This is a genomic window from Nonomuraea longispora, assembly GCF_004348345.1.
GTDB lineage: Bacteria > Actinomycetota > Actinomycetes > Streptosporangiales > Streptosporangiaceae > Nonomuraea > Nonomuraea longispora.
This window is the reverse complement of the sequence record NZ_SMJZ01000318.1, coordinates 1-6,392: the sequence shown is the minus strand read 5'-3', so window position 1 is coordinate 6,392 and position 6,392 is coordinate 1. Positions and strand designations below refer to the sequence as shown.

At 74.7% G+C, this 6,392-nt stretch carries 1 protein-coding gene; it reads left to right on the top strand.

The genetic code is table 11. The annotated features are described in order from the left end of the window. Nucleotides 1-11 precede the first annotated feature (11 nt). A partial coding sequence (locus E1267_RS41905; protein WP_342774957.1) for an SDR family NAD(P)-dependent oxidoreductase occupies nt 12-6,392 on the top strand: 6,381 nt, incomplete at its 3' end.

Here is a 6,392-nt window from a genome sequence, read left to right as displayed (position 1 = left end):
CTGCTTCGACGGTGGTGTCGGGTGATGTGGACGCCATCGATGAGCTGCTGGCGCACTGCGAAGGGCAGGGGGTGCGGGCCAAGCGGATCGAGGTGGATTATGCCTCGCATTCGGCGCATGTGGAGTCTGTTCAGGACGAGCTGGCCGGGTTGCTGGCTCCGGTCGCTCCTCGTGAGGCCCGGGTGGCCTGGTATTCCACGGTTCGGCGGGATTGGTTGTCCGGGATGGAGGCCGACGGCGCGTACTGGTATGAGAACCTGCGGCAGACCGTGTGGTTCGCGTCGGCGGTCAGTGCCCTGGCGGAGTCGGGGCATCGGTTCTTCGTGGAGGCCAGCGCCCATCCGGTGCTGCAGATCGGCACACGTGAGACGTTGGAGGAGTCGGGTGGCGAGGCGGTGTCGGTCGGCACGTTGCGCCGCGACGACGGCGGCCTGCGCCGGTTGTGGGCGAGCGCGGCGGAGCTGTGGGTACGCGGCGTGGCGGTCGACTGGGAGCAGGCCTACGCCCCCGCCCGTCCCCGCCGGGTCGACCTGCCCACCTACGCCTTCGAGCGCGAGCCGTACTGGCCGAAGAGCATCCAGGCGAACGCCGACCTCAGCCAGCTCGGCATGGGCCAGGCCGGGCACCCGCTGCTGGCGGCCACCGTGTCGCTGGCCGACGGCGAGGGCGTGCTGCTCACCGGCCGGCTGTCGCTGAAGACCCACCCGTGGCTGGCCGACCACCTGGTCAACGGGCAGGTGCTGCTGCCCGGCACCGCATTCGTGGAGCTGGCCGTCAGGGCCGGCGACGAGGCCGGCTGCGACCTGCTGGAGGAGCTGACCCTGCAGGCCCCGCTGGTCCTGCCCGAGCGTGGCGGCGTCCAGGTGCAGGTGGCCGTGGGCGCGTCCGACGAGGACGGGCGGCGGGTGCTGACCATCCACTCCCGGCTCGACGACGAGCCGTGGACCCGGCACGCCACCGGCTTCCTCGCCAAGGACACCGGTACGGCCGCCTTCGCCGAGACGTCGTGGCCGCCCGCCGGAGCGACCGCCGTCGGCGCCGACGGCGTGTACGAGCTGCTGTCGGGCATCGGCGTCGACTACGGTCCCGCCTTCCGCGGCGTACAGGCCGTCTGGCGGCGCGACCGGGAGCTGTTCGCCGAGGTCGCCCTGCCGGAAGGCACCGAGACCGGCGGCTTCGGGCTGCACCCGGCGCTGCTCGACGCGGCGCTGCAGCCGCTCGCCGTGGGCGACTTCTTCCCCGCCCAGGCCACCGGCGGGCCCGTGCTGCCGTTCGCCTGGACCGGCGTGCGCCTGGCCGCCACCGGCGCCGCCACGCTGCGGGTCCGGCTCGCGCCCGAGGGCGCGAACGCGGTGCGGATCGAGGTCGCCGACGCCACCGGCGCGCCCGTCGCCTCCGTGGACTCGCTGGTCGTCCGCGCCATGGCCGCGGCCGACCTCAAGGCGGCCGCCGACCCGCTGCGCGACGCCCTGTTCGCCCTCGACTGGGTGCCCGCAGGCCCGGCCTCCGGGCCGGGCGCCGGGCACGACGGCGCGCGGTACGCGATCGCCGGCGGGGGCGACACCCGGCTCACGGCCGCGCTCGAATCGGCGGGAGCGCAGGTGAGCGCCCTCGACCCGGACGGCGTCACGCCGCACCTGGCGTTCCTGGTGTGCGCCCCCGGCCCCGGAGCCGATCCGGCGGCGGGAGCTCGCAGCGCGACCAGCGAGGTGCTGGCCGCCGCCCAGTCGTGGCTCGCCCAGGAACGGTACGCCGACGTGCCCCTGGTCGTCGTCACCCAGGGTGGCATGGCCGACGGAGGCGACCTGCCGGCCGCCGCGGTGTGGGGGCTGATCCGCTCGGCGCAGTCGGAGAACCCCGGCCGTTTCGTCCTGCTCGACGTCGACGGCACCGACGCATCGTGGCAGGCCGTCCCGGCCGCCGTCGCGTCCGGCGAACCCCAGGTCGCGCTCGCCGAGGGCGAGGCCCTGGTGCCCCGGCTGTCCCGGCAGCGCACCGGTGAACCCGAGGAAGGGCGGCCCGTCGCCGCCTCGTGGGACCCCGATGGGACCGTACTGGTCACCGGCGGCACCGGCACCCTCGGCGGGATCGTCGCCCGCCACCTGGTGAGCGAGCACGGCATCCGCCATCTGCTGCTGATCAGCCGCCGCGGCCCCGCCGCGGAAGGCGCGGCCGAGCTGATGTCCGAGCTGACCGCGCTCGGCGCCGACGTCACCGTCACCTCCTGCGACGCCGCCGACCGGCAGGCCCTGGCGGACGTGCTGGCCGGCGTCCCCGCCGAGCATCCGCTGACCGGCGTCGTGCACACCGCCGGCGCCCTGGACGACGGCGTCCTGTCCGCGTTGACGCCGGAGCGGATCGACACCGTGCTGCGGGCCAAGGCCGATGCCGTGCTGAACCTGCACGAGCTGACCGAAGACCTGCCGCTGACCGCGTTCGTGCTGTTCTCCTCGGCGGCCGGCGTCTTCGGCGGGCCGGGCCAGGGCAACTACGCGGCCGCCAACGCGTTCGTCGACGCGCTCGCCGAGCGGCGCAGGCGGCTCGGCCTGCCCGCGCTGTCGCTGGCGTGGGGCCTGTGGGAGCAGGACAGCGGGCTCACCGGCAGGCTCAGCGAGACCGACAGGGCGCGGCTGGCCCGCACCGGCGTCGCGCCGTTGACCACCGCCGACGGGCTCGCCCTGCTGGACGCGGCCTGCGCGGCCGACCGGGCGGCGCTGGTTCCGATCCGGCTGGAGTTCGCGGCGCTGCGGATGGCCGCCCAGTTCGGGGCGCTGCCGACGATCCTGCAGGAGCTGGTCCCCACGTCGAAGCGGCGGGTGGTCGGCAACGACCCGGCCGCCGCGTCGGAGCTGCGCGAGCGCCTGGCCCGCATGCCGGAGTCCGAGCACGCGAGGGTGCTGCTCGACCTCGTGCTCGGTCAGGTGGCCACCGTGCTCGGCTACCGCGACCCCAGCGCCGTCGAGCAGGACCGCCCCTTCAACGAGGCCGGGTTCGACTCGCTGACAGCCGTCGAGTTCCGCAACCGCATGAACGCGGCCACCGGCCTGCGGCTGCCCGCCACCCTCGTCTTCGACTACCCGACACCCGCCGGCCTGGTCGAATATCTGCGGACCCGGCTGCTCGACGGCCCCAGGTCGGCCGTCTCGGCCAGGACGCAGTCCGGCGAGGAAGAGCCGATCGTCATCGTCGGCATGAGCTGCCGGCTGCCCGGCGGCGTCACCGACCCCGAGGGATTGTGGAACCTGGTGGCCGAGGGCGGCGACGCGATGTCGATGTTCCCCGCCGACCGCAACTGGAACCTGGACGAGCTCTACCACCCCGACCCGGAGCACCCCGGCACCACTTACACCCGCGAGGGAGGCTTCGTCTACGACGCCACCACGTTCGACCCGGCGTTCTTCAGCATCTCGCCGCGCGAGGCCGTGGCCATGGACCCGCAGCAGCGCCTGCTGCTGGAGGGCTCGTGGGAGGCGATGGAGAACGCCGGCATCGACCCCGGCACGCTGCGCGGCAGCAGGACCGGCGTGTACGTCGGCCTGATGTACCACGACTACGGCTTCCACCTGCAGAACCCCACGAGCGACCTGGAGGGCCTGGTCGGCACCGGCATCTCGGCGGGCGTCGCCTCCGGGCGCGTGTCGTACACGTTCGGGTTCGAGGGCCCGTCGGTCACCATCGACACGGCCTGCTCCTCGTCGCTGGTGGCCCTGCACATGGCGATCCAGGCGCTGCGGCGCGGCGAGTGCTCGCTCGCCCTGGCCGGCGGCGTCACCGTGCTCTCCACCCCGAGCGTGTTCGTCGACTTCAGCCGCCAGCGCGGCCTCGCCCCCGACGGCCGCTGCAAGTCGTTCGCGTCGGGCGCCGACGGCACCGGCTGGGCGGAGGGCGTGGGCCTGCTGCTGGTCGAGCGGCTCTCCGACGCCCAGCGCAACGGCCACCCGATCCTGGCCGTTGTGCGCGGCACCGCGATCAACCAGGACGGCGCCAGCTACGGGCTGACCGCCCCCAACGGCCCCTCGCAGCAGCGGCTCATCGAGGAGGCGCTGGCCGACGCGCGGCTGACCACCGCCGACGTGGACGCCGTCGAGGGCCACGGCACCGGCACCACGCTGGGCGACCCGATCGAGGCGCAGGCCGTCGTCGCCACGTACGGCCAGGACCGGCCCGAGGACCGGCCGCTCTGGCTCGGCTCGGTGAAGTCGAACCTCGGCCACACACAGGCTGCCGCCGGCGTCGCCGGCATCATCAAGATGGTGATGGCCATGCGGCACGGCGTGCTGCCGCGGACGCTGCACGTGGACGAGCCCACCACCCACGTCGCATGGGACGCGGGCGCGGTCAAGGTGCTCACCGAGTCCATCCCGTGGCCGGAGACGGGCAGGCCGCGCCGCGCCGGCATCTCGTCGTTCGGCATCAGCGGCACCAACGCCCACGTCATCATCGAGCAGCCCACGGAGCAGGACAGGCCCGCGCCGCCCGTGGAGGCCACGCGCCCGGTCATCCCGTGGGTGTTGTCGGCCAAGAGCGCGGAGGCGCTGAAGGCGCAGGCCCGCAGGCTCCGCGACCACGTGGGCGCCGGCCAGCGGGCCACGGACGTCGCCTGGTCGCTGGCCACGACGCGGGCCTCGTTCAAGCGGCGTGCGGTCGTCCTGGGGGCCACCCGCGACGAGCTCGCCGCCGGGCTGGAGGCCGCGCTCGCGGGCACCCCCGCCGACAACGTGATCACCGGTTCGGCCGCCCGGGGGCGCACGGCGTACCTGTTCACCGGTCAGGGCAGCCAGCGGCCGGGCATGGGGGAGGAGCTGTACGCGGCCTGCCCCGAGTACGCCGCGGCCTTCGACGAGGTCTGCGCCCGCTTCGACCGGCACCTCGACCGGCACCTCGACCGGCCCCTGCACGAGGTCGTCACCGGCGACGCCGATCTGCTCGCCCAGACCCGGTACACCCAGGCCGCCCTGTTCGCCGTCGAGGTGGCCCTGTTCCGCTGCCTGGAGGCGTGGGGCGTACGACCCGACTTCCTGGCCGGCCACTCGATCGGTGAGATCGCCGCCGCGCACGTCGCCGGCGTGTTGTCGCTGGACGACGCGGTCACGCTCGTGGCCGCGAGGGGCGGCCTCATGCAGGCGCTGCCGCCCGGCGGCGCCATGGTCTCGGTGCGCGGCGCGACCGAGGAGGACGTGCTGCCGCTGCTGGCCGGGCACGAGGAGCGCGTCGGCATCGCCTCCGTCAACGGCCCCTCGTCGCTGGTGTTGTCCGGCGACGAGGCGAGCGTGCTGGAGCTGGCCGAGCAGCTCGCCTCGCGCGGCTGCAGGACCAGGCGGCTGACCGTCAGTCACGCCTTCCACTCGCCGCTGATGGAGCCGGCGATCGAGGAGTTCGTGAACGTCGCCCGCGGGTTGGACTTCCGGCCGCCCGAGATCCCCGTCGTCTCCAACGTCACCGGCGAGCTCGCCACCGTGGAGGAGCTGACCTCGCCCGAGTACTGGGCCCGCCACCTGCGGCAGGCCGTGCGCTTCTGCGACGGCGTACGGACCCTGCGCGACCAGGGCGTGTCCACCTTCATCGAGCTCGGCCCCGACGCGGTGCTGTCCGCCATGGTGAAGGACTGCCTGGACGGCTGGACCGGGGTCGTCGCTCCCGCGCTGCGCCGCGACCGGGGCGAGTCCGGCACGCTCATCGAGGCCCTGGCCCACGCGTACACGAACGGGGTGGGCGTCGACTGGGCGGCCGTGGTCGGCTCGGGACAGGCCGTGGCGCTGCCCACCTACCCCTTCCAGCGTCAGCGGTACTGGCCGGACCCGCCTCGCCAGGAGGAGGACGTACGGCCCGACCAGGGGCTCTGGGACGCCGTCGGCCGCGACGACCTCGACGGCCTGCTGGCGGTGCTCGGCCTGGAGAGCGGCTCCACGGTCGCCGACCTGCTGCCCGCGCTCGCCCGGCTGCGCGGCCCGGGTGGCGGGCAGGACGGCGCGCGCCATGGAGACGTGCGCTACCAGCTCGGCTGGCGTCCCATCACCGACCTGCCCTCGCCGTCGCTGTCGGGCACGTGGCTGGTGGTGGCGGACGACGCCGCCCCGGCGCAGGCTCTGGCGGCCGGGCTCGCCGCTCACGGCGCGGACACCGTGGTGCTGCCCGCCGGCTCTTCCGGCGGCTGCCCGGTGCTGCCCGACATATCCGGCTCTTCCGCCTCCGCTGGCGGTGGTGTGGCGGGCATCGTGTGCCTACTGCCGGACGGCGTGCGGGCTCCGGCGGTCCCCGACGGGCCGGCGCCGGTCTGGTTCCTCACCCGCGGCGCGATCCAGGTGGTGCCGTCCGACCGCGTGGCCGGTCCGGACACCGCTGAGAACTGGGGCGCCCTCCGGGGGACGTCCGGTGCGGGGCGACTGCGGGGC